Annotated in this window: 29 protein-coding genes; 6 read left to right on the forward strand and 23 right to left on the reverse strand. The window is 44.3% G+C overall.

Features of this window, described 5'->3' with window-relative positions:
• Window positions 1-4: 4 nt before the first annotated feature.
• From B5G33_RS10280 to B5G33_RS10305, 6 genes are all read right to left on the reverse strand, one after another.
• The gene (locus tag B5G33_RS10280; protein WP_242974644.1) at window positions 5-1636 is read right to left on the reverse strand and encodes an ABC transporter permease subunit; all 1632 of its coding nucleotides are present in this window, start codon (window positions 1634-1636) and stop codon (window positions 5-7) included.
• A 4-nt stretch (window positions 1637-1640) separates the two neighbouring features.
• Window positions 1641-2411, reverse strand: coding sequence for an ABC transporter ATP-binding protein (locus B5G33_RS10285; protein WP_087417584.1), 771 nt, complete (start codon window positions 2409-2411; stop codon window positions 1641-1643).
• Between the two features lie 203 nt (window positions 2412-2614).
• Window positions 2615-3502: a MurR/RpiR family transcriptional regulator gene (locus B5G33_RS10290; RefSeq protein WP_087417585.1), complete on the reverse strand. Its 888-nt coding sequence runs from the start codon at window positions 3500-3502 to the stop codon at window positions 2615-2617.
• A 201-nt stretch (window positions 3503-3703) separates the two neighbouring features.
• Complete coding sequence (locus B5G33_RS10295) at window positions 3704-5035, reverse strand: DUF4153 domain-containing protein (RefSeq protein WP_087417586.1); 1332 nt, start codon at window positions 5033-5035, stop codon at window positions 3704-3706.
• A gap of 2 nt (window positions 5036-5037) precedes the next feature.
• A complete protein-coding gene (locus B5G33_RS10300; RefSeq protein WP_087268225.1) occupies window positions 5038-5256 on the reverse strand; it encodes a helix-turn-helix domain-containing protein in 219 nt (72 codons plus the stop codon).
• Window positions 5257-5271: 15 nt separating this feature from the next.
• A complete protein-coding gene (locus B5G33_RS10305) occupies window positions 5272-5724 on the reverse strand; it encodes a DUF2975 domain-containing protein (RefSeq protein WP_087417587.1) in 453 nt (150 codons plus the stop codon).
• 271 nt (window positions 5725-5995) lie between these two features.
• Between B5G33_RS10305 and B5G33_RS10310 the strand changes: the two genes are divergently transcribed.
• The 5 genes from B5G33_RS10310 to B5G33_RS10330 all read left to right on the forward strand — a co-directional run bounded on the left by B5G33_RS10310 (window position 5996) and on the right by B5G33_RS10330 (window position 12056).
• A complete protein-coding gene (locus B5G33_RS10310) occupies window positions 5996-7111 on the forward strand; it encodes a helix-turn-helix domain-containing protein (protein WP_087417588.1) in 1116 nt (371 codons plus the stop codon).
• A gap of 13 nt (window positions 7112-7124) precedes the next feature.
• On the forward strand, window positions 7125-8039 hold the full coding sequence (locus tag B5G33_RS10315; RefSeq protein ID WP_087417589.1) for an ABC transporter ATP-binding protein: 915 nt from the start codon (window positions 7125-7127) through the stop codon (window positions 8037-8039).
• On the forward strand, window positions 8036-8821 hold the full coding sequence (locus tag B5G33_RS10320; protein ID WP_087417590.1) for an ABC transporter permease: 786 nt from the start codon (window positions 8036-8038) through the stop codon (window positions 8819-8821). Before B5G33_RS10315 ends, B5G33_RS10320 begins: the two co-directional genes overlap by 4 nt.
• Before the next feature lie 74 nt (window positions 8822-8895).
• Window positions 8896-9627, forward strand: coding sequence for a LytR/AlgR family response regulator transcription factor (locus tag B5G33_RS10325; protein ID WP_087417591.1), 732 nt, complete (start codon window positions 8896-8898; stop codon window positions 9625-9627).
• Window positions 9624-12056 (forward strand): CPBP family glutamic-type intramembrane protease, encoded by a 2433-nt coding sequence (locus tag B5G33_RS10330; protein WP_087417592.1) that lies wholly within the window; start codon window positions 9624-9626, stop codon window positions 12054-12056. Before B5G33_RS10325 ends, B5G33_RS10330 begins: the two co-directional genes overlap by 4 nt.
• Before the next feature lie 8 nt (window positions 12057-12064).
• On the opposite strand, the gene B5G33_RS10335 is transcribed toward B5G33_RS10330, so the two are convergent.
• From B5G33_RS10335 to B5G33_RS10385, 13 genes are all read right to left on the reverse strand, one after another.
• Entirely contained in the window at window positions 12065-12703 is a 639-nt protein-coding gene (locus B5G33_RS10335; RefSeq protein ID WP_087417593.1) for a GyrI-like domain-containing protein, read from the reverse strand.
• An 11-nt stretch (window positions 12704-12714) separates the two neighbouring features.
• Window positions 12715-13635, reverse strand: a complete 921-nt coding sequence (locus B5G33_RS10340) for a helix-turn-helix transcriptional regulator (protein WP_087417594.1) — start codon at window positions 13633-13635, stop codon at window positions 12715-12717.
• Window positions 13636-13936: 301 nt separating this feature from the next.
• Window positions 13937-14422: a carcinine hydrolase/isopenicillin-N N-acyltransferase family protein gene (locus B5G33_RS21930; protein WP_330396683.1), complete on the reverse strand. Its 486-nt coding sequence runs from the start codon at window positions 14420-14422 to the stop codon at window positions 13937-13939.
• The gene (locus B5G33_RS21935) at window positions 14343-14795 is read right to left on the reverse strand and encodes a hypothetical protein (protein WP_242974646.1); all 453 of its coding nucleotides are present in this window, start codon (window positions 14793-14795) and stop codon (window positions 14343-14345) included. The genes B5G33_RS21930 and B5G33_RS21935 overlap by 80 nt, the downstream gene beginning before the upstream one ends.
• A gap of 95 nt (window positions 14796-14890) precedes the next feature.
• Window positions 14891-15313, reverse strand: coding sequence for a HEPN domain-containing protein (locus B5G33_RS10350; protein ID WP_087268256.1), 423 nt, complete (start codon window positions 15311-15313; stop codon window positions 14891-14893).
• On the reverse strand, window positions 15298-15651 hold the full coding sequence (locus B5G33_RS10355; RefSeq protein ID WP_087417595.1) for a nucleotidyltransferase family protein: 354 nt from the start codon (window positions 15649-15651) through the stop codon (window positions 15298-15300). The genes B5G33_RS10350 and B5G33_RS10355 overlap by 16 nt, the downstream gene beginning before the upstream one ends.
• A 59-nt stretch (window positions 15652-15710) precedes the next feature.
• Window positions 15711-16331, reverse strand: coding sequence for a hypothetical protein (locus B5G33_RS10360; protein ID WP_087417596.1), 621 nt, complete (start codon window positions 16329-16331; stop codon window positions 15711-15713).
• Entirely contained in the window at window positions 16288-17616 is a 1329-nt protein-coding gene (locus B5G33_RS10365; protein WP_204247372.1) for an ABC transporter permease, read from the reverse strand. Before B5G33_RS10365 ends, B5G33_RS10360 begins: the two co-directional genes overlap by 44 nt.
• Complete coding sequence (locus tag B5G33_RS10370; protein WP_087417598.1) at window positions 17546-18433, reverse strand: ABC transporter ATP-binding protein; 888 nt, start codon at window positions 18431-18433, stop codon at window positions 17546-17548. Before B5G33_RS10370 ends, B5G33_RS10365 begins: the two co-directional genes overlap by 71 nt.
• A 156-nt stretch (window positions 18434-18589) precedes the next feature.
• Window positions 18590-19723: a HAMP domain-containing sensor histidine kinase gene (locus B5G33_RS10375; protein ID WP_087417599.1), complete on the reverse strand. Its 1134-nt coding sequence runs from the start codon at window positions 19721-19723 to the stop codon at window positions 18590-18592.
• Window positions 19711-20394 carry a response regulator transcription factor gene (locus B5G33_RS10380; protein ID WP_087417600.1) on the reverse strand — a complete coding sequence of 228 codons (684 nt, stop codon included), beginning with the start codon at window positions 20392-20394 and terminating at the stop codon, window positions 19711-19713. Before B5G33_RS10380 ends, B5G33_RS10375 begins: the two co-directional genes overlap by 13 nt.
• 183 nt (window positions 20395-20577) lie before the next feature.
• On the reverse strand, window positions 20578-20766 hold the full coding sequence (locus tag B5G33_RS22350) for a hypothetical protein (RefSeq protein WP_330396676.1): 189 nt from the start codon (window positions 20764-20766) through the stop codon (window positions 20578-20580).
• On the reverse strand, window positions 20745-21404 hold the full coding sequence (locus B5G33_RS10385) for a histidinol-phosphatase HisJ family protein (RefSeq protein ID WP_330396677.1): 660 nt from the start codon (window positions 21402-21404) through the stop codon (window positions 20745-20747). The genes B5G33_RS22350 and B5G33_RS10385 overlap by 22 nt, the downstream gene beginning before the upstream one ends.
• A 226-nt stretch (window positions 21405-21630) precedes the next feature.
• On the opposite strand from B5G33_RS10385, the gene B5G33_RS10390 reads away from it, so the two are divergent.
• Window positions 21631-22566 (forward strand): D-2-hydroxyacid dehydrogenase, encoded by a 936-nt coding sequence (locus B5G33_RS10390; protein WP_087417601.1) that lies wholly within the window; start codon window positions 21631-21633, stop codon window positions 22564-22566.
• Window positions 22567-22644: 78 nt separating this feature from the next.
• Here the strand turns inward: B5G33_RS10390 and B5G33_RS10395 are convergent, their stop codons facing one another.
• The 4 genes from B5G33_RS10395 to B5G33_RS10410 form a co-directional block, all read right to left on the reverse strand.
• Window positions 22645-23004 (reverse strand): YccF domain-containing protein, encoded by a 360-nt coding sequence (locus B5G33_RS10395; protein ID WP_087417602.1) that lies wholly within the window; start codon window positions 23002-23004, stop codon window positions 22645-22647.
• Window positions 23005-23017: 13 nt separating this feature from the next.
• Window positions 23018-23440: a hypothetical protein gene (locus tag B5G33_RS10400; protein ID WP_087417603.1), complete on the reverse strand. Its 423-nt coding sequence runs from the start codon at window positions 23438-23440 to the stop codon at window positions 23018-23020.
• Window positions 23441-23794: 354 nt separating this feature from the next.
• Entirely contained in the window at window positions 23795-24673 is an 879-nt protein-coding gene (locus B5G33_RS10405) for a methylenetetrahydrofolate reductase (protein ID WP_087268274.1), read from the reverse strand.
• A gap of 41 nt (window positions 24674-24714) precedes the next feature.
• On the reverse strand, window positions 24715-25332 hold the full coding sequence (locus B5G33_RS10410) for a methylenetetrahydrofolate reductase C-terminal domain-containing protein (RefSeq protein ID WP_087417604.1): 618 nt from the start codon (window positions 25330-25332) through the stop codon (window positions 24715-24717).
• Window position 25333 lies beyond the last annotated feature (1 nt).

A 25333-nucleotide genomic window follows, 5' to 3' on the forward strand; every position in this document is an offset into this window, starting at 1 on the left:
ATTTTTATTTCTCCTTTTTTCCTTCTTTTCTTTTTATTACATATCCCAGAATTCCTTTGACAATCAAGTTTGTTCCCAGGATAAACAGGGACAGTACAAACACTTCGTTAAACTTGGTATAATACTGCAGTTCTTTGATCTTAGTCGTGATAACCATGGTCCTGGCACCTGCGATAAAGATTACGGCGCTGACGGTTACCATGGCGTTTACAAAATAGTAGCTGAATACCTCTAAAATTGTAGAGGTCATATTAGGCGTAACAATTCTTACGATAGTTTTGATCCAGGTGTCTCCCATTAAGGAAGCTGTAGTCTCCCAGGAACTGTTCAGCTTGGACAGAGAATTCCGCATCATCAGATAAGGGGTAGAGAAAAAATGTACCACATTACATAAAATGATGAGGAAGAATGTATTCTGAAGAGCTGTTCCTGAAAAGATAAACATAAAGGCAATACCGATAACCATTCCGGGGATTGTATTTGTGATCAAAGCTATGGCGTCTATGACACCTTTCAGTTTGCTGTTCAGTCCGCTTCGGGCTGTTGCAAGAGCCGCTCCATAGGTAACCAGCAGTCCCAGAAGAGCTGTACAGAAAGCTACAAAAAGGGAATTCTGATATACTCCGAAAAGGCTCTGATCATTGAGCACCGCCTGTACATGTTCCAGGGTAAAGCTGATCTGGTATGGCCATTCCTGAACCAGAGGCACCACAAAGATTACTGCAAAGATTGCCAGGATACACAGGATGATAAATGCTGAGCCTGCACCGCAGATTCCGTCTCTCAGTCTGTTTTTCTTCATTTCAATCTGAGAAATCTTTGTATATCTCACATTGTACCGCTCCAGATATTTCAGAAGAGCAATACTCACAACCGAAGGGATCAGCATCATCATGGCTACTACTGCACCTCGGTTAAAATTAGGGATACTTCCCAGCATTTCATTATAGAGGACCGTAGCCACCACCTCGTATTCTCCCCCTACAGAGGCAGGAATACCGTAATCTGTAAAACAGAGGAAGAAGCACTGTACCATAGAGGCCGCCAGAGTTCCCAGAAGCGGGCGGATAATAGTCTGCCAGAAGGTCTGAACAGACTTGTCTCCCATGACTCTGGATACGATCATAAACTTCTTGTCAATAAATCCCATGGTATTCAAAATCAGCATAAAGGATATAGGCAGAGTATAAATCACATATCCGAAAAGCAGTCCGTTAAATCCATAGATGTCAAATAGCTGTCTGCCGAAAAGTTTCGTAAGCAGTCCCTGCTTTCCAAAGGAATAAATAATGGCAAAACCATAGGTAATCGTAGGAAGAAGCATGGGCAGTACTGCCAGAGTACGGATTATTGCTTTAAATTTTCCAGGCAAATTTGTATACTGTATACTATAAGCCATAAAAAAAGCAAGTATAGTGGCAATCAAAGCACTGGAAATGGAGACTGCCACACTGTTTCCCAGAGCCTGCAGAAAGCCTCGTCCTGTCAGGACCTCCACATAGTTGCTGATTCCTGCTCCCGCCTCTCCCAGGAAAGACTCCAGCAGGAGCCTTACTATGGGAATGGCAAGAAATACTGCAAAAATAGCAAGTACCAAAACATAAATTACTTTTATTTCTCTTTCTTTTCTGATCATTTTCTTATACCACCTGTGCGTTTCTGGTCAGATCCTGATGAAACAGGGCGAAAATATTGTTTCTCTTGATTTCCAGCTGATTCAGGATAAATTCCTTAACAAAGTTATTGGAAGGAGCTGTAATGATCTCTTCCGGCGCTCCATACTGAGAAATATGTCCCTGGTTTACGATCAGCACCTTATCGGACAAGGTAAGAGCCTCTTCAGGATCATGGGTTACAATAATAGTAGTCAAATGGAAGTCTCTGGCGATTTCTTTGATCTTTTCTTTAATAGATTCTTTGATCACACCGTCCAGTGCGCTTAAGGGCTCATCCAGAAGCAGGATCTTTGGTTTCATTACCATAGTCCTTGCCAGAGCCACACGCTGTTTCTGACCTCCGGAAAGCTGGTCGATTTTTTTATTCAGATGTTCTTTCAATCCAAGAAGTTCGATAAATTCATCAACTTCTTCTTTTGTGGAAATATCCGGTTTATTCCGCAGTCCATAAGTAATATTTTTGTATACGTTCAGATTTGGAAACAGAGCATAGTCCTGAAATACAATATTAAATCCTCTCTCTTCCATAGGTACTTTGGTAATATCTTTTCCGTCAAAAAGAATCTGTCCCTGGTCTGCCGGAGTAAGTCCCAGCACCAGATTCAGTAAAGTTGTTTTTCCGCATCCGGAAGGTCCCAGGATAGATACGATCTCACCGTCCTGTATTTTCAGATTAATGTCTTCCAGAATTGTTACATTGTCATATGATTTCTTAATATGTCTCAGTTCCAGCATAGATACTCTTCTCCTTTCTTCACTGACCACTATGTTTCCACCTGACACTCCCAAAGAGAGTGAAGTATTTCGTTTTGTGACCAGGTTTTTGTTCCCCCTGGCAGTTTGTATTATAAAGTGAAAAAAAAAACAGCTTTCAATCAAGCCAGAGTGAACTCTATGTAAAGGCCAGGTAAAAGCAAAAAAGAAGCCCTGTAGATTTTCTACAAGACTTCTTCATTTTCTCCATAAGCCCTTTTGTTCACAATAGAACTGGTCTTATTCAGTTTTTTGGAGCATCTGTCATAATCCCTGTTCAGGACTCCTGCATAAATCATGTCAACCAGAGCAAGCTGGGTAATCCTGGAAAATATAGTATCTCCATATAGAAACTGCCGGTTGCTGGCACATAGGACAATGTCTGCATATTTTGCCAGAAGAGAATTTTCAAAATTAGTCAGCGCCAGGGTCGTGGCTCCTGCCTTTTGGGCCAGTGCCAGCATTTCTACTGTATGTCTGGAACATCCGGAATAAGAAATCCCGATAGCCAGGTCCTTTCTGGTGAGATTAACTGCACTGACATTCTGAAGATAATAATCTCCGTAAATCCTGCAGTTCAGTCCCAGATAGGTAAGCTTTGTCAGCAGGTCATTGGCGGTGCATACAGAGTTTTCCACGCTGTATATCACAATATTCTCTGCCCCGAGAACTGCTTCCACAGCCCTTTTATATTCTTTCATGGAAATATTTTTCAGCGTTTCTTCCAGCATATCTATAGAGGTGGTCACTATCTTTCCCGGAACATCCTCCAGCCGGTCTTTTTTCGACAGTTGAAAACCATACAGGCTGATTTTATCACTGTCTTCAGGCTGTTCCTTTGCTTCTTCCTGTACAAGGGCATACTTAAAGTCCTTAAAACCCTCGTATCCAGCCGCTTTTACAAAACGTATAACTGTAGGCTGACTGACCCCGGTTTCCTGTGCCAGGGTCTCCATCAGCAGCTTGCTGGCCTTTCCCTCGTATTCCAGGATATAATCTGCCACCTTCTGTTCAGAAGGCCTCAGACCTGCATATATTTGCTGGATCTTGATCTTCACTCGATTATTCTTCATATTTATACGTAGAAAACTTACAGTTTTTCTCCTTTCCTATCACTTTTCCTTTCTTCAGTCAACACTTTCTAAAATTCTTTTCCAAAGATTGTACTTAAAAAAATACAATTATAAAAGACTCCTAAAAAGATAATTTTCTGGTTATGGTTCCATATTAGCTCTTTTTTCTCCTGGAAACAAGCACAGCTCTGTAAAATTCCATTATGAAACCGGATGATAAGGAATCAGAGCTACAAGCTGTTCCACAGGCAGTACACACAGAAGAGTAAACAGTACCGCTCCTGTAAAAACTGACCACCGCACCAGAGGGATTTCTTTTTTCTGGCAGCAGAGGACCAGAATGAAAACCAGGAAAAGCCAGATCAAAAAGACCAGAGAAATACATCTCTTCACTGTGAATCCATAGGCAACTATATACATACCCAGCTTACTGGCCGCTGTAGTAAGAAGGAGAAGGGTTAGGGCCCCCAGGATCAGATTTTCCAGTATCAGTCCTCTGCTGTCTTTCCGGGGAGTTTTCGCACAGCCGTTCATGGCAATGAGAAAACTGGCATTTAAAAGGGCAATGACACAGAGTTCAAAGAATCCCTGACGGGCGTACTCTGAATAAGTGTAGGCCTCTGGCAGGATGCCGAAAAAGGCGGAAAACAGATATTTTGTCTGAAGACTTATGAACAGGACATAGACTGCTGAAACCATAACCCCAAAAGTAAGGACCGCCGTATCAGGTACAAACCGGAAAACCCTGCCAGATTCTTCATGAAATCTGATACATTCCTCTTCCCCTACATGCCGCTTATAAACGCCTCCATAGAGTGTACCGAACATAAGAGATCCCAGAAGGATTCCTACAATACATCGTCCCAAAAAAGCCCACATATCTTCTCCCAGGGCTTCCAGCACACCGGAAACCAGATTCCGGAATCCCATATCTGCCTGGGACAGGATCGGGATAATGATCAGCAGGGCCGGAATGGATATGACCACCCCCAGAAGGACCATTCTCCAGTCTTTCTTATCTTCCTTTTTATTGGAAAAGGACTGGAAGATCAGCCGGATCTGGCAGAAAAAATTCAGAACAGGAAGGGCGATCAGACCGTTCCATCCATCCAGCAGAACCCAGGAAGAGGTCCTTCCTTTCCACAGCAGGCCCTCCGTTACAGCCAGTGTCCAGTATGCGGCTGTAACAAAGATCATCAGGGTCTGACCAAAATCAAAGATACTGTAAAAGCTATAAGGAAGACTGATTCCCAGAAGGATCAGTGTCCAGAAAATCTTTTCTCCGGTCATTGGTATCTTTTTCAGTCTGAGGTAAACCAGAACCGTAACTACATACAATACAGAAAACATAGACAGTCCTCTGGTGAAATTTTCCATGACCAGACAGTTCCACATAATGATTCCCAGAAGAAGGTAAATCCCTGCAAAAATCTTATCCCATCGGTCAGCAGGAAGCTTTTCCACCACAGGTTTTACTTCCTCCAGAAAAAGCATCTCTTTGTTCACAGTGCTTCTTGTTTCCTGATTTTCCATATTCAGTCACTCCCTTCTTCCGGAACATATTCCAGAATATCTCCCGGCTGACAGTTCAGTTCCCGGCACAAAGCCTCCAGAGTCGTAAACCGCACTGCTTTCGCTTTGCCGTTCTTTAATATGGAAAGATTGGCCGGAGTAATCCCTATGGCTTTCGCCAGATCGCCGGCACTGACTTTCCTTTTTGCCATCATAACATCCAGATTTACGATAATAGGCATAGCCATCCTTCCTCTCTATATAGTATAGTCGTTTTCTTTCTTGATCTCTTCCGCCTGGGCAAAGACATTTTTGATCACCCGCAGGATCAGAGCCATAAATACAGCGGCGGCACAGAGTGCAAAGAAAGGGAGATAATAAAAGCTGCTTACCAGGAAAATCAGGCCTGCAGCCAGACAGCACCAGGACATTCCCCGAAGGTATCTGGTATTTTTCTCTGTAAATACTTCCTCCTTCCGGATATTTGCCAGAAGCCGGTTCATCATATAAAGGGCCACGGCTGCCGGAACCGCTACTGTATAGGTAGTCACCAGGAAGTAATCCCTGCTCTGAGGCGGCAGGATCAGCCTCTTCTGAATAAACCAGGAAAAAAGCCAGGGTGCGCTTACACAGAGAAGTACCAGGGCTACAGCACTGAGCCATACACAGACTCTGGTAAGGAGCAGGCTTTTATCGTCATTCCACTTCATACTTTATTCCTCCTTATGATTCTTTCTGATTTCTTCATTAGGATATCACACTCTCTGCTGTTTTACAAGATATTTTTATCGTTTTTCGATAAGTAATTATTGTTTTTCAAGATTATCACATTGTAATGCAATACCTTTTCCGCCTATTTTTCTTCTGGAGTTTCCTGTCAGTTGATTTTTTCTACCAAAATTGAATACTGCTCCATTGCAGCTGCTGGAGTTTCCATGTAAAATATATTGCAAAAGATAAGAAAATTCGGGGGTAAAGCCTATGAAAGAAATACATCTTGGCCAGGTTCTGATAGAAAACCGCCGTCAAAGAGAAATTACACAGGAAGAGCTGGCCCGGTTTCTGGGTGTTTCAAAAGCCGCCGTCTCCAAATGGGAAACCGAAGCTGCCTATCCCGACATCCAGCTTCTTCCCCGACTGGCCTCTTTTTTTGATATTACCATCGATGAGCTTATGGGATATGAACCTCAGCTTAGCCGGGAAGAAATACGCCAAATCTACTGCCGCCTGGCAGAAGCTTTCACCGTCCTTCCTTTTTCAGAAGTTCTGGAGCAGTGCAGAGAATATATCAGAAGATACAGTTCCTGCTATCCTTTTCTCTTCCAGATCGGTGTTCTCTGGGTCAATCATATAAATCTGACACCTTCCCAGGAGATTAAAAACGCTCTCCTCAGAGAAGCCACAGAACTTTTTAAGAATGTGAAAACCCAGGCTGAAGAGCCCGGCCTTATAAGCGGTGCAGTGCAGATGGAAGCTTATTGCCTGCTCCTTTGCCGCCGTCCCAAAGAGGTCCTGGACCTTCTTTCCCCCAATCTGTCAGAAGCAGAAATAACCGGTCCTTTTGAACCTCTTCTGGCTTCTGCATGGCAGATGAGTGGAAATGTAAAAGAAGCCAAACGAGTCTTGCAGATTGGTATTTACAGAGCTCTTCTGTCCCTTGTAAATCAAATGTCATCTTATATCAGCCTGTGTTCAGATAATCCCGAAGCTGTAAAAGAAAGCTGCAGAAGGATTCAGAATCTCTGTGATTCTTTTCATCTGGATGAACTGCATCCGGGGTTCCTGCTTTCCTGCTATATTACCATGGCCCAGGGCTTCCTTATTGCAGGTGAAAAAGAAAAGGCACTGGAGACGTTAAATAGGTATACCCGTCTGGCTGCAGGGGAAATCTATCCTCTGAAGCTCCATGGGGACAAATATTTCTATCTGCTGGATGAATGGTTCCGGCAGACCTCGGTTCTGGGCGATTATCCCCCGAGAAATGAAGCTGTCATCCGCAGCAGCATCGTTCAGGCTTTGGCAGATAATCCTGCCTTTGCTTCACTTTTAGAGGAGCCATGTTTTTTGGAAATGATCCAGAAGCTAAAGGAAAAATAGGAGGAAAATTAATATGGAAAGGATTCTTTCAGACAATCTTTCAAAAACCTATCCCGGAGGAAAACAGGCCTTATGTCACATGAGCCTTTCCCTTGGGGCCGGAGAGGTCTTTGGATTTTTAGGGCCAAACGGAGCTGGAAAAACCACTACCGTAAAACTTCTTACCGGGATTCTTACCCCTACAGAAGGGTCCTGCCTGGTCATGGGATATGATCCTTCCAAAGAACCTGAGAAAACTCATTCCTTGACAGGTGTAGTTACGGAGCACGCCCAGATGTACGACCATCTTACGGGCCTGGAAAATCTGCTGTTTTACGCCTCGGTTTTTAATCTTTCTCCCCAGGAGGGAAAAGACCGGACCCGGAATCTTCTCGAGCGTCTTGGCCTTTGGGATGCAGCCAATCAGCCTCTGGCCACCTATTCCACAGGTATGCGTCAGAGACTGTCCCTGGCCAGAGCTCTTATCCATGATCCTCAGGTCCTCTTTCTGGACGAACCCACTTCCGGCCTTGACCCGGAAAGCGCCCAGAGCGTAAATTCTCTCATACGGAATCTGGCCCGGGAAGAAGGCACCACAGTTTTTCTCTGTACTCACCAGCTCCGATATGCCCAGGAACTCTGCACCCGGTACGGACTTATTGAAGAGGGAAAACTATTGGCCCTGGGTACTCTGGAAGAGCTGCAAAAACAGGTCCGGCAGGGAGCCCTTCTTCAGATCTCTGCTGCAAATATCCCGGAAACTGCAGCTTTTCGCAAAATCGGAGAGATGAGATATGAAAAAGAAATTTTATCTAAGGAAGAGGTCCCAATTCTCATCCGCCAGATCGTGGAAAGCGGCGGGGACATTTATTCTGTAGAAACAAAATTTCCCTCTTTAGAAGATATCTATTTTTCACTGACTGCCAACAACAAGGAGGAACGGAAATGAACAAAGCTATGCAGGCCATTATTAAAAAGGATTTTCAGAGTGTTGCCAGTAACCGCCGTCTTTTTATTTCTCTTCTGATCGTGCCTCTGGTCCTTACTATATTTCTTCCCAGCGTTTTTGTACTTAGCGCTTATTTTGTGCCCGATGATCCGGACATTCAGGCGATGCTGAAACTGCTGCCCGTATCCCCAGGTTCGGACAGTACATCCCTGCTCCTGATGGACTTGATTTTTAACTATATACTTCCGGTGTTTTTTCTCATCATCCCTATTATGGCCTCTTCCATCATGGCGGCCAGCTCCTTTGTAGGCGAAAAAGAAAAGCATACTCTGGAAACTCTGCTCTACAGCCCCCTGACTCTCCATCAGATTTTCCGCTCCAAGGTCCTGGCCTCCTTTCTTCTGAGTATGCTGGTATCCTTATTTTCCTTTCTTGTCATGACCATCGTGGTAGAAGCGGAAATCCTGTTTCTTTTTGGAAGTTTTCTTTTGCCAAAGATAAACTGGCTGATCCTCCTGGCTCTTCTCTCTCCTGGAGTCTCTCTCATAGCAGTGACTCTTATCGTAAGAGGTTCTGCCAAGGCCCGGACCATGGAAGAGTCTCAGCAGGGAGCAGTTTTCCTGATCATGCCGGTGCTCCTGCTCATAGCAGGACAGTTTACGGGAGTAATGCTTCTCAACGCCTGGATTCTTCTGATTCTGAGCTTTTTATGTATAGGACTGGCCTGGCTGCTTCTTAAAAAAGCTGTGAAAGGCTTTACCTATGAAATGCTTTTGAGATAGTTTTCTTTTGTCTCTTGCTGTGATACAATGATGAACACAAAGTTAACCGACAAGTACAGTATGAGGGAAAGAAAATGAAAATAGCGGTATGCGATGATGACCTTATTTTTCAAAGACAAATAAAAGAAGAGCTGGACAGGTACTACCGCAGCCTTGATGTTCTGATAGAAGTTTTTTCTTCAGGTGAAGCCTTACTGGAAGCTGTCTGTGCAGATCCTTATGGTTTTTTCTGTGTCTTTATGGATATTGAAATGCCTGGAATAGACGGTATGGAAACCACCAGAAGGCTCCGACTGCTGAACCGGAACCTTCCGGTGATTTTTCTCACCAGCCACCGGGACCTGGCTATGGACGGCTATGAACTGAATGCCTTCCGTTTCCTTGCAAAGCCTGTGGAACAGGACCGTCTCTATCGGGCCCTGACTGATCTGGAGGCAGAAACTCAGGACCAAAAGCGAATCCTGGTTACAAAAGACGGCAGAGAATTATTTCTGCCTATAGGGGATATTCTCTATATAAAAAGTGAAAATATTTATCTTTCTCTTGTCACGGCAAATGAATCCCATTTAATCCGCAAAAAGCTGAAAGAGATTCTCCCTCTCCTCCCTTCTTCCATGTTCTGTCAGATCCACCGCAGTTATGTGGTGAATCTTCAAAAAATAATTTCTTACACAGGCAAGGCTGTAACTATGGAAGATCAGGCAGTCCTTCCTGTCAGCCGCAACCGCAGAGAAGCCTTAAAAGAGGCTATTATCCACAGTATGGCCGGAAGAGCCGCCTGGAAAACCAAGGAGAAGGGATTATGATTATATTGAAAATTTTCAGCAGTGCTCTGGGGCTTATACAGCTTATTTTAATTCTCTGCCTTTTTGCCCGATACATTTATCTGGAAAAAGGGTTTTCTTCCTCAAAAAATCGGCAGCTTTTCTGGGGTATCACAATTTTCATATCCTTTTTTTATGGAATATTGGATAAAGTCTTCGGTATTACGGACGGCTTTCTCTTGCTGACTGTAATTTTCCTGTTCTTTGTCTATATATTCCTTACCAGGGAAACCAGACGCATCCGGGGCATCTTTCTGTTATTTCCCATACTTGGATTTGTTTTTTCCATATTTTTATTTCTTGTTCTTATTCCGCTCCTTACAGGACACTATGACCTGGAAACAACCTCTGAATGGTATCCGCTGGAAGATATTCTTGTGTGGGTCCTGCTGCTTGTTTTCTACTTTGCAGGCAAAAAGTGGCGAAAACAATTGGAAGAAAACGGAGGCAGCCGTACCTTAAGTCCATGGGAAAAGCGGCTCCTGAATTGCTCCGGTCTTTTTCTTCTGGTCCTGGTCATTATGCTGCTTTCCTTCCGTGATATTTTTACAGTTCAGGAAGAGGGATTGACCTTTCTTCTGGCAGGAGGAATCAGCACTCTTCTCCTTGATCTCTCCATCTTATTTCTGGTCCTCCAGGGAAACCAGAAAAGATACTATGAGCAAAAAGCTCTGGAAAATGAGTACTATCTTCAGGCAGAGCTTCGCTATTTCCAGGCCCGCCAGCAGGAACAGGATATGGTACGCCGTATCCGCCATGACATGAAAAATCACCTGTTTTGTATCCAGGACCTTCTTTCCAGAGGAGAAAAAGAAGAATTGGAAGCTTACCTTGAAAAGCTGAACGCCGGTTTGTCCAAAAAGGCCGGAGAGATATCTCTTGGGAATCCTCTGGCAGATGCCATCTGCTGGGAAAAAGCCCGCATTGCCGCTGAAAAAGGATTTTCCATTACAGCCGACGGAAAGATTTCTCCAAAGGCTGTCCTTCAGCCCATAGATATCTGCACAATTTTTGCCAATGCCCTGGACAATGCTCTGGAATCTCTGGAAGAGACCGGACTTTCTGCTCCCTGGATTCATATTGGGATCCAAAACCAGGGCAGTCTTCTCTGCCTGGTTTTTGAAAATCCTGTACCGGAAGAGTTTTCTCTTCCAAAAGAAGGCAAAACTTCTAAAAATCCCCAGTATCATCAGGGAATTGGCCTTTCCAATATCCGACAGACAGCAGAAAAGTACCAGGGCGGCATTCATACAGAGATTTTATCCCAGGCAGAAGAAAAAACCTTTCGTCTGGAGGTCCTTTTAAATACAGCCTCTTGTCATTCACAACAAAATTCTGGCAGTTCACAACAAAAAAATACTGAGGACAAAATTTTTCCTTTATCCTTATCTCAAAAGAATGAAGGGAGTATGTTTATGAATGAAAATTTAGATCTGAAAAATTCAGACGAAAAAATCCAGAGAAAGATGTTTAAAAAAGAAACTGGAAAAGTGGCCCGGCGGGTATTATTTTATAATCTGATCCTTATAGGAGTAGTCTTACTCTTTACAATTTTTCAGAGTGTGGGATTTCTCCTTCAGTTTCCTGATCTGGAGCCTACCGCCCAGGCCGAAGCCTCCTTTATGGAACGTATCGGCTCCTCCGGCGTCTCCAGTATTGCAGGGGTCCTGGTAGGTGTAGTCCTCTACTTCCTATGGGAAAGAAAAGCCGGTACTCACCGGGAAATTTTCCGTTCCAAAAAGAAAATAAGGCCGCTGGTTTTCCTGGGGCTTCTCTCTGTATTTATGATGGTGCAGCTTCTTTCTTCCATTGCCTCCGTAGGAATGGAGGAGCTCTTCCATCTGTTTGGCTATTCCATGGCAGAGTCTGCGGCGGCAGCTACAGGAACTTCATCCACTCTGTCTATGTTTTTATATGTAGGAATTGCCGGACCCGTGGCAGAAGAACTTATATACCGGGGCTTTGTTATGCGGAGACTGGAAAAGTACGGCTCCTTCTTTGCCATACTTTTCTCATCCCTGCTCTTCGGCATCATGCATGGAAACCTGGCTCAGATATTTTTTGCTGCTGCAGCAGGATTGATTTTCGGCTATCTGGCTATGGAATATTCCATCGTCTGGTCGATTCTCTTACATATCCTGAACAACCTGGTATTTTCCGACTTGCTTAGCCGGTTCACCGAAGGCCTGCCGGAAGCGGCGGCCAATCTCATAAGCTACGGCACAATGGGAGTCTTCACGGTAATCGCCTGCATATTCCTTTATAAAAAGAAAGATTCTATCCGGGCATGGCTGAAAGCAAATCCCATTCCAAAGAAGTACTGCATCTGGGCTTTTACCGGATTCTGGTTTCTGCTTTTTACTGTACTGGAATTTATCGCTGCTTTTGCAGCCCTGACACCTGTGAAATAAATCTTTTTTCACTGTACTGATTTTAAAACCGGCTGCCGGATGACGGTTTTCAGGTTCTCAGGCTTACACCTGCGCACGTCGCTGAGATAAATCTCATGGTGAAATCTCCCCTGGGAAAAGTCCGGCTCATATCCTTGTTCCCGGGCATGGTCCTTCATTTTTTCAAGGGTCTCGGGTTCATTGTCATAGGGGCCTATGTGCATACACTGAACACATAGCCCCTCATCATAGGTAAAGAATTCTACCTTTGAAAAATCCTGTTTCTTCTTTTCTTCGGCTTCTTTTACTGCCCATTGAAATTCCTCTTCTGTAACAAATTCTGGCAGCCGGATCAGAGAAATCCATTGAAAATCTTCCTTTCTTGTATAATCGATTCCCTCTTTGCCTTCCTGCCACCAGAAGCCTTCCAGGGGTGGAACCACATAATCAAAATAACCTGCCATCTTATGGCTGCCCATTTTGCTCATCTTAATGGTATAGGCCACTCCATAGAGAAGTCCAATGGATTCTTTATAGGCACCGCCCTCTTCATTAGGATTTCCCTGGCCGCGGACCGCCAGAAAATTCATAGGTGGAATCTCTATGATCTGAGGTTTCTTCGGGGGCAGATAAAATTCTTTGTATTCCTTTTTGTAATCAAATGCCATTGCTTTTCCTCCTACATGGTATCGAATCCAGTTCCATATTTCTTCAGCATACCTTTCAAAGAATCCAGGATTTCCCTGCGGATTTCCTCAGGCTCCAGCAAAACCACCTGCTCCCGGAAAGTGAGGAGCCAGGTAACAAGATTTTCTTTATCTGTATAATCCGCCTGGAACAGAAGTCTTCCGTCTGGCTGCTCCACGAAACACCCTGGACCAAACTCTTCCACCAGCCGCCATTTGCAGGAAGGTTCAAAAAGAGCCTTTACCTGGATGCCCCCTGGAAATATTCTTTCATTGCGAAGGTCTGGCAGAGGTACAGAACGTTTCTGGAATTCTTCTTTTATCTCCAGGCTTTCCATACGATTCAGTTTAAACAGCCGGTAGTCCTTCCGGTCTTGACAATATCCCCACACATACCAGCTTGCCCATTGGAAGATCAGGTAATAGGGCTCTATACATCTTCTGGTCTCTCCTTTTGGAGCAAAATAGCGGAAACACAGCAGTTGGCAGTGGTCCATAGCTTTTCGTATCTTTGCGATTTTAGGAGCCAGAGAATCCTTATACCAGGAGGAAAGGTCAATCAGGATGTTCTGCCCTCCCGGTATAAGGACAGAAGAGCCTGCCGACAGCTTTTCCATGAGCTGGACAAAATGTTTTGTTCCGCTGACGCTGTCCAGGCTCCGAAGTCCTGCCAGGATCTCCTGCATATCCGAAGAGGTCAGGAGGGTACTGTCTAATTTATAGCCTTCCATTATGGAAATCCCGCCCTTTGGCCCCTGGACAGTCTGAACAGGTATGCCTGCCCTGCACAAGTCCTCTATATCCCGATTTATTGTCCGTCTGGATACCTCAAACTTCTCCGCCAGATAAGGGGCCGTTACCTTTTCCTGCTGAAGCAGGATTGACAGAATCCCGATCATACGGTCAATTTTCATGCTCTCACCTCTTTTCCCAAATCCTGATTCTCTGCTACTTTTCTAAAGTATACCATGATATCCGTGACAACAGTATGTCATGTTTCTTTTTCTGATTTCTTTTCCGAAAAAAGCCATGCGACCAGGCCGCAGTTTATTTCAATCCTATTCCCCGTAATTTTCAAGCTTCCTCTCACAAATAATCAGTGCCATAGTAAAAGAAGACTATCAGTCAAATACTGATAGCCCTCTCTTTACGCTGCCCTGACAGCAGCCTACAATACATCTTTCATAACAACAGGCAGTTTGCCAAAGGTGCTGTCTATTGTTTGTTGGGTTGAAACACTACCCTTTGATCTTCCTGGTATACGCATCTTGCCGGATTTCCTTCTGCCCTGTATATTTTGTGATGCTTCAGGTCATAGATTACAGACCAGACCGTATCCTTTCCTGTGTCTCTGTCATACTGACAGATAAAACCTTTTTTCCCTGACAAAAGTTCTTTTGCAATAGAAATATCCATCTGCGGAGCTTCCCGGCTTAAAGTTTTCTCCATGGTCTCATATCTCTGCGAAGAAAGCCAATCGTCCACTTCCCCTGTATTCCATTTTTCCAGCTCCGGCGAATGAAAACGGTTGACCGTGCATACATAAGGCCGCTCCTCTTCTGGTTTCCGTATATGGATACCATCTGCACAGCACTCAATCACAGAGATATCTCCCGTCAGGTCAGCTACTGTAAAGGTCTGTGCTGAAGCAATAGGAATTTTGTACAGCCATTTTATGACTATAAGAATCTGAGGTAAAATCGTAAATCACATTTTTATTGAATTCTTCAATTTCTGTCAGAAAATCACTGTTCCGTCCAAGAAATAACTGCTCTTTGCTGGAAACCGAAAAGCAGGAACAGTGTTCTGCCGGAGGCATGGCATACATACTGAACAACACTGCCTGAATCTTTTCAGAGCTGCTTTTCTGCCCTTCTGAAAGTCCCCGGATTTCTTCCAGTATTTCCGGGAAAAACTTCTCATAAACGGGACGGCACTGCCTTCCAAAAGCTATCCTCTCTTCTGTAATAGGAAAAGGCACCTGATCTAAAATATAATTTCCGTAACCTGCCAGCAGAGAACCCCACCGAAAACCGATTTCATAGTGGTGCCCTTTAAATCTTAAATGATTCATAATAAACTCTCCTTTATCAATAGTGAGAGCCGCCGGCAACTCTATGTACAGAGTAACGGAATATAAATTTATTGTCAATGCTTTTCACTTTTCAGCTATTCTCTGCTCTGAATGAACTCATCCACTGCTTTTTTGCATTTTTTTACAGCTTCCACATACTCCTCAATATCTTCTTTTTCTACTACAATGCTTTCATCTCCCGGATATCTTGTAGTAAAATACAATCCATTAACAAGGTTCAAGGACTGACGGTCTAATTTTATATCCGGCAGATAGCTTAAAATATATTTAGAAAGTTTTGTTAAGTTATGGGTCCTTAATAACTCTGTCTTTTTTGCATTTTCGTTGGAATCATTTGGAACAATATACTCTTCAATGATATGTTTTAAATATTTTTCGCATGTTTCCTGTGCCATTGCTCCCATGGCATTTCCTACTAAACCCTGTTCATATGCTGCTATTAAAAAATTAAAATTATTATCTGCGAAATCATAATATGTCTTCAGATCTTTTGCCATATTTGTTTTCCTTCCTGCAAAATATTTCTATAATAAGTCTGGCTGCTTTTTTTCCAATCATCTCCAAACACAACCTTCAGATCTATCTCTGGCGCATCTATATCTTCTTCTGTTATGCTGCCTTTTAAATATATGATTTCTCTTTTGATTTCACGATTTCCTTTTTTCTCAGGATCAAGAACAAGCAGAAGATCAATATCACTGTTCCATTTTTCTGCTCCACGGGCAGTGCTGCCATAGATATACAATTCTTTCACATAACGGGCAAGCCTGGAACAAAGTATTTTCTGCTCTGCCAAACGCAAAGCTTTATCATGCCGTACACTTCTCAACTCCATCCTTTTGCCCCCTTTCTAAAAAAATTATAACATCGAAAAGTATTTCTGTCATTCCATTTTTATCTTCTCCTGCTCCTCACCCAGATTCCCAGTCCGATCATCAATATTCCTGCTGCTCCCTGTACCGCCTTCCCGGTATAGTCTCCCAAGGTCATAGAGAAGAGATAGAATACGCCCAGCTTCTCTCTCCCTGCAGAGATACAGAGCATATAGTAGAGAACAGGAATCATATAGCCAATAACGATCTGATCTGTCAAGGCATAGATAAGCAGTCCCAGGCCTCCCAGGAAGAGCATGCCGCCCAGCGCTCCCAGATAGTTTTTTCCAAAGGCAAACTGGCAGTTTCCCATCTTCATCACGGCCATGTAAAGGGCCAGGAGCGCCATAAGGGCACCTACCGCCTCCAATACCCGGATCCCATAGACCATCCAGGCTCCTGTATATTTGGAATCTGTCAGGTCACGGATATTCTGGTCCTGTTCCGGAAGAAACACCGGGGTAATAAGAATCACTCCCAGAAATACCGGATAATATTCCAGTACCTTTGCGCTTTCCTGCTGGTTCAGATTTTCCAGACCAATAAAAAGAGGGGATAGAAGAAGCAAGGCTGCACAGAGCAAAAAATGCGCCGGAAGATTAAACTTCAGATTTTCTTTTCCGATAGCTGCGTATTTTTCCACGGAAATCCCACCTTCCCTTTCTTTTTTCACTGTAAACAATTACGGTAAGGACCAACAGCGCCAGGGCCAGCAGAAAGTAAAAAATACGGTTAGCCGCTAATTGGGAGAAATGGTCCAGAAATATCTGTCTGCCTCCTATACTGTTAAAGCGGAGGACCAGATGGAGTCCAAAATCCCCTGTGGCCAGGCCTGTATTTGATCCTGCAAAAACATCTCCAAACCACCAGATTCCCTGGACCAGAATGGCCAGAGGGCTGCTGCCAATATCTGTAAGGAACATTCCCAGGGCAGAGACGATGAGTATCTCCGGCAGAAGCCATCCGAATACAACCGGCATAAATGCCAGATAATCTACAGAAACCTCCAGTCCTCTGGCATATGCGGCACATTGGAACAATGTGTAAAAGGAGGCCAGCAATACAGGCAGGATCATCATAAAATTCATGGAAAGCCAGCGGCTTAGAACGATCTTGCCTGAAGAGGCGGTTCTGGTATAGATCAGTTCTTCCATTCCGGCTCTTCTGTCTCTCAGTTCTCTGGTAACTACCAGAAATACCGGCAGGATTCCCAGGGCGATACCCATATAGTCGCCAAAGAGTCTTGCGTAGCCTCCTGTAATCTTATCGTCATATAAAAAACTATTATATTCCTCCATTGCCTCTTCGTAAGTAGCAGGAACCGAGTACCCCTGTTCATAACTGCTTTTTTCAAAGTCCGAACCAGGTCCTAATATCTGGCAGATCCGCTCCATCTTCTCCTGAAATTCATCGTAAGATAAAGTATCCGAAGGCTCCAGGATCAGAGGCTGCATATAGGCATCCAGATAGCCCTCAGCCTGTTTATAGCTTTCCATTTCCGTATCTATTTTTCCCCTGAGTTCTTCTAAGGCCAGCCCGGTGCATTCCCCAAGGATATTCCAAATTTCCTCTTTCTCCCGGCTGCTTAAAGAAACATATTTTACAAAGCCTGCCGGATAGGTGCTCCATTCATCATAGTACAGGTTCTGCCCCAGGATTCCCAAGGTCTGTTCCATGATCACCTCCTTATCTGTAGAAGTCACCATACCATAAGTATCTACCTCCCCTTTTACAGGCTTTCTCTGAGAATCAAATCCCGGATTCCCCATCTGGGTGAAGAAAAACAGCAGCAGGCAGAGAACATAAACCCAGTAGATCAGACTTTTTCCTGTCTGTGCACATTCTTTTTTAAAAAGCTCAAAGAACAATTTTCTCACCTGCCTTCTTCTCCATGAGATACATATAGGCGTCTTCTGTTCCTGCTTCACAGGAAATCGCCCCCTTAAAAGGCAGTTCTTCTGCCAGAAAACGGACATGCGCATTATTCCCTGAAGAATGGATTTCTGTGACATTATATTCTTCTTTAAACTCGGGAAGTTCCCTGCGGCTGATCTGTGCAGTATAGACTTTCCCCTCTGCCATTTTATTCAGCTCTCTCACAGTTCCCCGGTAAAGGATTTTTCCCTTATCCATGATCCCAATCTCATCACAGGTGGCTTCAATGTCCCCCACAATATGGGTAGACAGCAGTACGATCCTGTCCTGGGCAATTTCACATAAAAGGTTCCGGAACCGCACCCGCTCCTCCGGGTCCAGCCCTGCTGTAGGTTCGTCTACAATAAGGACTTTCGGCTCGTGGAGAATAGCCTGAGCGATGCCCAGTCTCCTTTTCATTCCCCCGGACAGGGCTTTGATTTTTTTGTTTCTGTCTTCCTGAAGATTTACTTTCTCCAAAAGTATCGGAATCCTCTTTTTCCGGAAGTCTTTTTTCAGACCGGAAAGAACCCCCAGGTAATCCATGGCTTCATACACTGTCATATTGGGATACATGGAAAAGTCCTGAGGGAGATAGCCTGTCATCTGCCGGATTTTTGCCCGGTCTTCCACAGGGACGCCGCATATCTCCACTCTGCCTCCCTGTTTCTTCTGGAGTGCGGCCAGAATTTTCATCAAAGTAGTTTTCCCCGCTCCGTTTCTGCCCAGCAGGCCGAACATTCCCTGAGAGATTGTAAGATTCACATGGTCCAGAGCGTGTTTTTTCCCATAGTATTTGTCTAAATTTTCAATCCGTATCTGCATTTCCATACTTCTGTCTCCCTTCTGTCTTTCTGTAGGATTTCAGATTCTATGTTTTCAGGATGTAATGGTTTCAAACCTTTCACCCTGCTCCTATCATAAAGAGAACTTCTCTATTTTCTCCCTATTTTTTTATAAGAATTTCGAAAGACATCCGGAAAATCTTTATATCTCAAAAGAAGCAGAAACAATTGCTCCTGGTTTCTGGCTCTGATTGGCAACGCTGAAGTCTCCGCCGTGGACCTGGCAAAGAGTTTTGCAGATGTGAAGCCCCAGGCCAAAATGTTCTTCCTCCTGTACGTCTCCGTAATAAGGCTCCAGGGCTTTGCTCAAACCGTCCTGGGAAAAACCGTCCCCATCGTCTTTCACGTAAAGGTAGAGATATTGTTTTCCTGTTCTTTGTTCTGCTTCCAGTTCTACCTCTATGGATCTTTTAGCGTAGCGTATGGCATTGGAAAGAAGATTATCCAATACTTCCAGGATAAGATTTTCATCAAAACGACCTCTTCCTGCCAAAGAGGCTGGAGTCAGGGACAGTTGTATCTCTCCTCCCAAAGACAGTGATTCCAGGATCCCCCGTATTTTCTGGTAAAGGCTCTCAAGGTCTCTTGTTTCCCTTTCCACCGGATAATCTTCCAGGCTCCGAACCGTCTTCATTGTCCTGGAAAAACTGGTCAGCCTCTCAAGCTGCCCCGACATCAGTCCCAGTACCTGGACCATTTTGTCCATATTTACTCTGCCTTCGGGCAGATATCTGGCTAAAAATTCTGAATATCCTTTCAGTACTGTCAGTGGAGTCCTCAGATCATGGGCAAAGGCGGCATTAAGCTTCTTCTGATTTTCAATGATCTTCCACATTTCTTCGTATCCTTCTTCTAAATTTTCCCGCATACTGTCCAGAAGTCGACAGAGCTCTCCCAGTTCGTCCCTGCTGTCATATTCCAGGACAAAGCTCAGATTTTGGTTCCGGAACTCTTCTACCCCTTCCCTTATTACCTGAATAGGCTTTTTCAGCCTTCGATGGTAAAACAGCGCCAGCATAAGGCACATGGAGACTCCCATATAAAAATAGCCTGCCCAATGACCTAGGAAAGTCCAGATTCCCGCCTCCCAGTCAGTCATATTCAGGCTGCCGGAAATCCACATAAAAATATGCCGGTCACAGATTCGGACTGTAAGTATGGTAAGAACCATAGCCGCTCCTGCAAAAAATATCAGGTAGGCCATGGCTGCTTTTAGCAGGGGCAGATTTTTCACCTTGTTTCGTATCTTTATAAACTGTTCATCTATCCAATCCATTTATAGCCAACTCCCCACATAGTTTCAATATACTCCTTTTCAGACACTGCACTGAGCTTATTCCGTATCCTGCGGATGTGCTCCATAATAATACTGTTGTCCCCTTCTCCGTCGATTCCCCGGACCCTCTCATAAATTTGTTCTCTGCTGAAGACCTGTCCCGGATTCATGGACAGCAGCTCCACAATGTCAAATTCTGTCTTGGTCAGCCTGACCGGCTTGTTATGATATTGTATCTGCCGCTGGCTGTAGGAAATAAAAAGCTGTTCTTCCTTTTCTTCTTCCAGTTCTCTGTGCCCTGTGCTCCGCCTCTCTCTGCGCAGATGAGCCATAACCCTGGCCCCCAGTTCCTCGATGCTGAAAGGCTTCAGGATATAATCGTCTCCTCCCATAAGAAAGCCGTTGATCCGGTCCTGCTCCTCTACTTTTGCAGTGAGAAACAGAATCGGGCAGTTTACCTTTTCACGGATTCTCCTGCATACCTCCAGTCCATCAATATCCGGAAGACTGATGTCCAGCAATATCAGGTCAGGCGCCTGGGAAAGAGCCAGCTTCACAGCTTCTTCCCCTGTCCCTGCAGTCAAAACCTGATATCCCTGGATCTCAAAATAATCTCTCAACAGCCAGAGAATTCCTTCTTCATCGTCTATGATCAAAAGCTTTTGTTCCATTTTCCACCTCTCAAACGCAGACAGCCGTCAATGGGATAACATTTCTGAGACCATTTGGCGGCTGCCTGAAAAATTCTCTGTTTTATTATAACGCAAAATTCTCTACAAAATCTCTATATCTAAGCTTAATTTTATTTCTAACAGAATATCTTCAAGCACTGGTTTCTTTAAAAGAAATCGGCATTACAGACTGTGGTAAATGGGACTCATGCCTTCATAAGTGCAGAAATACCGAAATCCCAGATTTCTCAGCAGTTCTTTTGTCTCTTTGATATATGCGCCAAGCTGTTCCGGTCTGTGGCTGTCACTGCCGATGGTCAGGATTTTTCCTCCCAGGTCACGATAAAGCTTCAGGATGTCTGTGGAAGGCATGGTATCCTGCGCCCGTATCTGTGAGAAGAAGTATTAATCTCAATCCCCTTTCCCTCAGCAATGACCATCCTCAGAATTTTTTCTACTATGGGTTTTATTTTTTCAAAAGGGTAGATTCCCGCCTCGTCGTACCTTGCGATCAGGTCCATATGGCCCAGTACGCTGTAATTTTTGTACTTCTTTATTACAGCCAGAATTTCCTCATAATATCCCAGGTTATATTCCTCCTGAGGCTTTCCTCTCTGAAAATCCTGGGTCCAGAATTCTTTATCTTCTACCTGATGAATGGACAGGATAATAAAGTCAAAGGGATATCTTTGAAAAAGACTTTCAAATTCTGGAACCGTATGCCTCTGTACTCCAAATTCCATGCCGGTGCGTATCCGGATCTTATCTCCCCAGGTTTCTTTCATCTGCCGGATTTTTGCCATATATCTGGGATAATCTACATTGGCTATGGGTTCACCCATCCGGTAGCTGATCTCCCCCTGGTCCCAGTCTTTTTTTACTCCGTAATCTACATGATCTGTGATACAGATTTCTTCCATTCCCATCTGTACAGCATCTCGGATCACATCTTCCATTGGATAAACAGAATCGTCACTGAATTCTGTATGTACATGATAATCTGCAAACATTTATAAACCTCCCTGGCCGGAATACAGCAATCCCTGGCTGCTTTTTCCAGCATGATTTTATATACAAATTTTAACCTGACCTTCCCTGCTTTTCTATCAGATTTCTGGCCGGATATATAAATATCCTGTAAATATACAGTTTCCTCTATTTGTTATGCCGCCAAAGTTTTGCTATAATGGAATACAGTAAGTATAAACTGTAAAGAAAAAGGAGAACTCTGTTGATATGAAAATCGTATTTTTAGACGCGAATACTCTGGGAGAAGATATTGACTATACCCCCTTTCAGGAGCTTGGAGAGGTGGTAAAATATCCTTTCAGCTCTTCTGAAGAAGTTCCCCAGCGTGTCCAGGACGCAGACGTAATTGTAGTTAATAAGGTTTTGGTCAATGAAAGCGCCATCTCCGCTGCCCAAAATCTGAAACTGGTCTGCGTCACCGCCACAGGCACCAATAATCTAGATAAAGATTACCTGGCTCTTAGGGGTATCCAGTGGAGGAATGTAGCCGGATACTCCACAGAATCTGTGGCCCAGCACACTTTTGCCCTGCTGTTCTATCTTTTGGAAGGGCTTCGTTACTATGATGACTATGTGAAAGAAGGCCATTATGTGAATGACCGTATTTTTACCCATTTCGGCCAGACTTTCCATGAACTTAACGGGATGACCTGGGGAATCCTGGGACTTGGGGCTATAGGCCGGAGAGTGGCGGATATTGCCAGTATGTTCGGCGCCAGGGTAATCTATTATTCTGCTTCCGGAGCTCCTGCCCAGGAGGGGTATCATCAAGTAGATTTTAATACAATGCTGAAAGAATCGGATATTCTCTCCATCCATGCCCCTCTGAATCAATATACGGAAGGTCTCATGGACCGGGAAGCCTTTGAAAAAATGAAAACTTCAGCTATCCTCCTGAATCTGGGAAGGGGGCCCATTATCCGGGAGGCTGATCTGGCTCAGGCTCTGAATGAAGGTAAGATCAAAGCTGCAGGCCTGGATGTACTGTCCAGTGAACCTATGGCACCTGACAGTCCTTTCCTGTCCGTAAAAGATAAAAATCGGCTGCTGATCACCCCTCACATAGCCTGGGCTGCAGTGGAAGCCAGACAGAGACTGATGAAGATCATCGCTGGGCAGATCAAGGATTTCTTTAACTTATAGGGAACAGATTCCTGCTCCAGGACTGCAAAGAATCCCGCCTTTTCATACAAAATTCTGTAATGAAAAGACGGGATTCTTTTAATACACTTCAGCACCGAAAGGCATCAGCGCCAATTTGGCCAGCTTGAAATGCTGAAGGCCAAAGGGAATACCGATAATAGTGATACACAGAATTGCACCCAGAACACAATGCTCCAGGGCCAGAGGCAGGCCGGAAAGGATCAGCCACAGAATGTTCAGCAGAAAAGACCCTGCTCCTCCTCCGTACTGTACTTCTTTCCCAAAAGGAAAGAAACTGAGCCCTGCAAACTTAAAGCACTGAATCCCTATAGGTATTCCCACAATGGTGATGCACCAAAGACACCCTGCCAGGCACCAGCTCAGGCCGCTTAACGCGCCGCCAAATACAAACCATAATAAATTTCCAAGACAACCCATTTTTATTCCTCCTCTACCATTGCTTCCTGAGTTTTTCTAAGAGTTCTTCTACCAGCTGGATTCCATCCTCCACGTCTTCCCGGGTATTCTGGATCCTGGAATAGACAAGATAGTCTGAGACCGGATCATCAAAGAAAAAGTCCGCAAAGGAAAGGAAACTTCCAATCTCCATTCTCAGATCCAGGGATACAGGAACATCTTTCAATTCTCTTTGAAAAATTTCCAGATCTTTTTTTGCCCGGGTAATAAGCCCTGAGGCAGTTTCCATTTTCGAGTGCTTGATAAATCCAGTAAAAGCACCCCCTCCGAAAAGATCCAGAAGGCCCCAGTTCTTTGCGCTGTTCAGCGTATCTCTTAGGATATAAAGACTTTCCAAAGCCTTCTCTCCTGCAGCTTCCGCCTGCTGTAATTCTTGTTTCATTAATCTTTCTGTCATTTTTCTCGCTCCTTCTCATCTGCAAGCTTCTGTAACAGACGTCAGGAGTATTTGGTTTTTATGATAAAAGAAAAAGACTCTTATCATGACGTCTGTCACAATAAAAGTCTTGCTATCTCATTTGCTACGGGTGCCTCTCGGCACCGATTGACGATTACAAAACCATCCTTTTGGGATGTTCAGCTACTCCCTTTCCATTGCTTGTATAAAATTTAACACATTAGCTTCCTGTTGTCAAGAGAAACTTAAAAATGACACCGGATTCATGAAATGTATAAGATATGAATCCGGTGCCATCATCTTGTAATTATATTCTCTCATCCTGCTGCTGTTCTTACAGCAGATTTTCTGGTTTTAAATTCCTGCTGCCTTAAGAAGTTCAGGTACTTTGGATTCCCAGCCCAGAGCCATGATATGTACGCCCTGGCAGTAAGGCTTACATTCTTTGATAATGCGGGCTGCGATCTCTACACCGGTGATTCCGGCTTTTGTCTTCTCTTTATCTTTTTTCAGCTCCTCGATCATCTCATCTGGAACGTGAATACCGGCAACATTATTATTCATGAATTTAGCCATTCCTGCTGATTTTGGAATGATGATTCCCACCTGTACAGGTTTTCCGAACTGTTTTGCCTTTTCCATGAATTTAATGAATTTTTCCGGCTCAAAAACTGCCTGTGTCTGGAAATAATCAGCGCCTGCCATTACTTTTCTTTCCATTTTTGCCAGCTGTGCGTCAACGGAATCGCTGCAGGGAGATACGACTGCGCCTTTTGCAAATTTCGGCGCCTCACCGATGAGTTCGTTTCCTCCCAGGTCCACGCCTTCTTCCAGTTTTTTCACTGCATGGATCAGAGAAACAGAATCCAGGTCGAAAACTGGTTTTGCCTGTGGATGATCGCCCAGTTTTGTATGGTCTCCTGTGAGAAGAAGAAGGTTCTCGATTCCAAACATTGCTGCGCTTAAAAGGTCAGACTGAAGGGCAATACGATTCCTGTCACGGCAGGTCAGCTGATAGATGGGGGTCAGACCTTCGTCTTTCAGGGCCTTGCACATAGCCAGAGAGCCCAGACGCATAACAGAGGACTGATTATCAGTTACATTTACTGCGGTAATGCCGCTTAAATATGTTTTTGCTTCTTCCAGCAGATGCTCTACATGAAATCCTTTTGGCGGTCCGACTTCCGCAGATACAACAAATTCACCACGCTCAAATAACTCCGTAATTTTCATGATACATTACTCCTAATCCTTAAAATTTTTACATTCCTGTTTTAAACTTCTTCATCTGTTGCAAAGTTCCGCACCTGGGTAGGGCATTTTAAAACATCCAGACGTCCGATCTGTTCAAGCCGTCTGTAAATACGCTCCCAGCCGCATTCCATGTCGCTGTCCACTTCGCATCTGCCGTTTTTCGCACCGCCGCACTGGCCGTTGACCAGACTCTTTGAACATGCAGTGATGGGGCAGATTCCTCCAGTCAGATTCAGATAGCACTCTCCGCACTGATCGCACTTGTATTCCAATGGAGTTACGCCCTGGAATCCCGGCAGCGGGCAGGTATCGCAGGCTGCGCATACCTTTTTCTCTTCCAGATAAGCAGCAACAGTCTGTACGCCTACGCCGCAGGAAAATACAAGGACTACATCGGCAGCTTCGATCTCACTCATATGTTTCTGGAGACGGAGCTCCATATTTTCCTGATTGCATATGTAGTCCGTGGTGAGAATTCCAGTTACCTTTCCCTCAGCAGCTAACTCTTTCTGAAGCTCCCCTGCTTCTTTTTCCGGAAAATGAACTTCCTTGCAGCCATGGCAGTTAATGATAAAAACCTTTTTTCCTTCTACCAGCCCATTAATCGTCTCTCTGGCTTTTAATTCGGTAATCAACATA

Origin of the sequence: Blautia sp. An81 (genome assembly GCF_002161285.1) — a bacterium.
Taxonomy (GTDB): domain Bacteria; phylum Bacillota; class Clostridia; order Lachnospirales; family Lachnospiraceae; genus Blautia; species Blautia ornithocaccae.

What these genes read in the sequence shown, in the direction of transcription:
- B5G33_RS10315 (WP_087417589.1), top strand. Translation starts at nt 7,125, where the DNA reads ATGGAAAGGATTCTTTCAGACAATCTTTCAAAAACCTATCCCGGAGGA.
- B5G33_RS21935 (WP_242974646.1), bottom strand. Translation starts at nt 14,795, where the DNA reads ATGAATCATTTAAGATTTAAAGGGCACCACTATGAAATCGGTTTTCGG.
- B5G33_RS10340 (WP_087417594.1), bottom strand. Translation starts at nt 13,635, where the DNA reads ATGAAAATTGACCGTATGATCGGGATTCTGTCAATCCTGCTTCAGCAG.
- B5G33_RS22350 (WP_330396676.1), bottom strand. Translation starts at nt 20,766, where the DNA reads ATGCCTTCCACAGACATCCTGAAGCTTTATCGTGACCTGGGAGGAAAA.
- B5G33_RS10400 (WP_087417603.1), bottom strand. Translation starts at nt 23,440, where the DNA reads ATGACAGAAAGATTAATGAAACAAGAATTACAGCAGGCGGAAGCTGCA.
- B5G33_RS10295 (WP_087417586.1), bottom strand. Translation starts at nt 5,035, where the DNA reads ATGGAAAATCAGGAAACAAGAAGCACTGTGAACAAAGAGATGCTTTTT.
- B5G33_RS10350 (WP_087268256.1), bottom strand. Translation starts at nt 15,313, where the DNA reads ATGGCAAAAGATCTGAAGACATATTATGATTTCGCAGATAATAATTTT.
- B5G33_RS10405 (WP_087268274.1), bottom strand. Translation starts at nt 24,673, where the DNA reads ATGAAAATTACGGAGTTATTTGAGCGTGGTGAATTTGTTGTATCTGCG.
- B5G33_RS10290 (WP_087417585.1), bottom strand. Translation starts at nt 3,502, where the DNA reads ATGAAGAATAATCGAGTGAAGATCAAGATCCAGCAAATATATGCAGGT.
- B5G33_RS10410 (WP_087417604.1), bottom strand. Translation starts at nt 25,332, where the DNA reads ATGTTGATTACCGAATTAAAAGCCAGAGAGACGATTAATGGGCTGGTA.
- B5G33_RS10370 (WP_087417598.1), bottom strand. Translation starts at nt 18,433, where the DNA reads ATGGAAATGCAGATACGGATTGAAAATTTAGACAAATACTATGGGAAA.
- B5G33_RS10330 (WP_087417592.1), top strand. Translation starts at nt 9,624, where the DNA reads ATGATTATATTGAAAATTTTCAGCAGTGCTCTGGGGCTTATACAGCTT.
- B5G33_RS10280 (WP_242974644.1), bottom strand. Translation starts at nt 1,636, where the DNA reads ATGATCAGAAAAGAAAGAGAAATAAAAGTAATTTATGTTTTGGTACTT.
- B5G33_RS10380 (WP_087417600.1), bottom strand. Translation starts at nt 20,394, where the DNA reads ATGGAACAAAAGCTTTTGATCATAGACGATGAAGAAGGAATTCTCTGG.
- B5G33_RS10385 (WP_330396677.1), bottom strand. Translation starts at nt 21,404, where the DNA reads ATGTTTGCAGATTATCATGTACATACAGAATTCAGTGACGATTCTGTT.
- B5G33_RS10355 (WP_087417595.1), bottom strand. Translation starts at nt 15,651, where the DNA reads ATGGAGTTGAGAAGTGTACGGCATGATAAAGCTTTGCGTTTGGCAGAG.
- B5G33_RS10305 (WP_087417587.1), bottom strand. Translation starts at nt 5,724, where the DNA reads ATGAAGTGGAATGACGATAAAAGCCTGCTCCTTACCAGAGTCTGTGTA.
- B5G33_RS10375 (WP_087417599.1), bottom strand. Translation starts at nt 19,723, where the DNA reads ATGGATTGGATAGATGAACAGTTTATAAAGATACGAAACAAGGTGAAA.
- B5G33_RS10325 (WP_087417591.1), top strand. Translation starts at nt 8,896, where the DNA reads ATGAAAATAGCGGTATGCGATGATGACCTTATTTTTCAAAGACAAATA.
- B5G33_RS10335 (WP_087417593.1), bottom strand. Translation starts at nt 12,703, where the DNA reads ATGGCATTTGATTACAAAAAGGAATACAAAGAATTTTATCTGCCCCCG.
- B5G33_RS10390 (WP_087417601.1), top strand. Translation starts at nt 21,631, where the DNA reads ATGAAAATCGTATTTTTAGACGCGAATACTCTGGGAGAAGATATTGAC.
- B5G33_RS10285 (WP_087417584.1), bottom strand. Translation starts at nt 2,411, where the DNA reads ATGCTGGAACTGAGACATATTAAGAAATCATATGACAATGTAACAATT.
- B5G33_RS10300 (WP_087268225.1), bottom strand. Translation starts at nt 5,256, where the DNA reads ATGCCTATTATCGTAAATCTGGATGTTATGATGGCAAAAAGGAAAGTC.
- B5G33_RS10310 (WP_087417588.1), top strand. Translation starts at nt 5,996, where the DNA reads ATGAAAGAAATACATCTTGGCCAGGTTCTGATAGAAAACCGCCGTCAA.
- B5G33_RS10320 (WP_087417590.1), top strand. Translation starts at nt 8,036, where the DNA reads ATGAACAAAGCTATGCAGGCCATTATTAAAAAGGATTTTCAGAGTGTT.
- B5G33_RS10395 (WP_087417602.1), bottom strand. Translation starts at nt 23,004, where the DNA reads ATGGGTTGTCTTGGAAATTTATTATGGTTTGTATTTGGCGGCGCGTTA.